Origin of the sequence: Dubosiella muris (genome assembly GCF_004793885.1) — a bacterium.
Taxonomy (GTDB): domain Bacteria; phylum Bacillota_I; class Bacilli_A; order Erysipelotrichales; family Erysipelotrichaceae; genus Dubosiella; species Dubosiella muris.
In genome coordinates this window covers 1-2,205 of sequence record NZ_SRYG01000048.1, presented here as the reverse complement: position 1 = coordinate 2,205, position 2,205 = coordinate 1, and the positions used below count along the sequence as shown (strand labels likewise).

Genomic DNA, 2,205 nt, shown 5'->3' with positions numbered 1-2,205 from the left:
TTCCTTAACGCTCACTTATCATACCGCACTCCTCATCAACTGTCAACTACTTTTTATAACTTTTTTAAAGAGATTTAGATGACAGATAAAAGAGGAAAAAAGAGGATTTTCTTGCGCTTGACGAATTGGTTGAAAGGCAAAAAAAGAAGGCGTCGATGCGCCTTCCTGGGTTCTTACAAAAAGTTTGTAACGCTTGGATAAAGCCATTATTGGAGATGTCAGAATACTGGCATCTCCTTTTTGATTCTTCCATCTTCATGAATCCATTTCTCTATCAATTCGCTGGCTTTTATCCCGGTCCGCATTATAATAGAAATCGCATAAGTCTTATCGAATAGGCGCTTCTGCCCGGCTCGTCCGAACATCGTTCGTTTGACGAGTTTATACCGGTCATTGCCTCCTTCGACAAAACCAGAGCTTATCGCGGAAGATATCGCGTGTTTGATGGCGGCGATATCTTTTTTTAGTCCTTCCACGAATTTATGGATCTTTGTTTCTTTTTCTTTTTTAATAAATTCATCTATCTTATTCGGGTCATTCCCCATCAATATTTTATAGAATTCATTCCATATATTTTCGCATTCTTCGACTATCGGATATTTAATTTTTATCTTGGAATAATAAACCGCAACTTTTGTATATTTCATCTTCTCTCGGTCCTTGATCGTCACATATCTGAGAATGGCATTTGACTTGATCGTATCGATTGTTTCGGAATAGTGTTTTTCCACGTTCCATACCTTTGACACTTTTCCTCCAAAATTATTTTCTTTGATCGCTTTAATATGATTTTCTAATGATATTTGGCTTCCCTGATATCCTTGATGAAGGATATAGGCGAAGATCAACGGCGGATCCACATTGTCCTTGAGCATCTTGTAAATCCTATTTAGATACGGATTGACCGGGGTGTCCTGCTTCTTATAGGGAGTGATTTCCAGAAGCTTTTCCACTTCCTCTTCGCTCATGCTCAAATATTTGTCTAAAGTCGCGTTCGAAATACGGAATCGCTCTTGCAGATCTTTCTTCTTAGGACTCTCCTTATTGAAATAAGCCTGCCGGATCGCTTTCACCTTTTGATATTTTTTCTTTCTTGACTCGGCTTGACGCTGATATTGTTTTTGATTTCGAGACGCGCTTTTGTCGATAAACAGGATCTTTTTCCCGTTTTCATCGACGGGCGGCGTATCGTCATAGTGAAGGCTGTCTAAAAGGGCTGGATCATACCGGATCGGCAGCCATTCTTTTTTTGGTTCATGATCAAGGATCTTATCCTTTTCTACGAAGATGGTACCTGGCACTTCATTCTGGATCATCTTGTGTAGATATTCGAGCAGGTTGTCCAGCAGATGGAATCGGTCCGCTACCTGCGCGCAGTCGGGAAGTACCTTGGAGATGGCGCTGGCATAGGCACTCGCCCGATCTCTGGCCACGACTTTTATCTTTGGATGTTTTTTGAGCCATTCTGTCAATTCGCGTCCATCCCTGCCTTGGAGCAGAGCCAAAAGATGATGGTCGTGTGCGTCATAGATGACTGTGTAGTAAGTCTGGCCCTTTTTGAGGCACACATCATCCACCCCGATCGCGTCGATGTCCGGCTCGTCTTTGATCTCGACATGGGATAAAAGATTGCGGATGGATTCCCGACTGACTTGGAGTCCAAACTGTCTGGAAAAAAGCGAAAGGGCCGTATCGCTGAAAAAGATGGACAACGCAAAAAGCGCAATGTTCAAAGAATCGCTGCGATGCTGATAGGCTTTGAAACCCGGCGTTTCCAAAGTGAACGTGTAGTGCGAACAATGTGGATTTGCACACTTGAAACGTCGCTGACGGATATGGAGAAAAACAGAAAAGCCATGGATCGGAAAAAGCTGGCAAGTACGTCGTTCCCATCCATTCGTGCGAGTTGCCTCTTCTCCACAATAAGGACATACAGGATGGACTGATTTTTTTTGACATTTGAATAAATGGAGTGAGTTGCTCTCTTTGTCGAAATAAGATTTCTGGTCTGGATCGTCCATCAAATCATGGCCAAACAAAAAATCATCGACGGAAAAAACCGGCATAACCGATTGAGATTTAGACATAAAAACGCCTCCTAAGCTACCTGATCCTATTGGACTTCACAATCCGGACCAAAGAAAGGAAGATGCACAAAAAAACGGAAGGATCATAAATTTTCCTTCCGTTCAATGGATTCCGTAA

General features: G+C 42.4%; 1 protein-coding gene. It reads right to left on the bottom strand.

Annotation, left to right across the window (positions count from 1 at the left end; all coding sequences use genetic code 11):
- Positions 1-218: 218 nt before the first annotated feature.
- Complete coding sequence (locus tag E5336_RS12220) at positions 219-2,087, bottom strand: ISL3 family transposase (RefSeq protein WP_135981385.1); 1,869 nt, start codon at positions 2,085-2,087, stop codon at positions 219-221.
- Between the last annotated feature and the right edge of the window lie 118 nt (positions 2,088-2,205).

Bases quoted from the DNA above. Each gene is read 5' to 3' on its own strand.
- E5336_RS12220 (WP_135981385.1), bottom strand. From the start codon at position 2,087: ATGTCTAAATCTCAATCGGTTATGCCGGTTTTTTCCGTCGATGATTTT.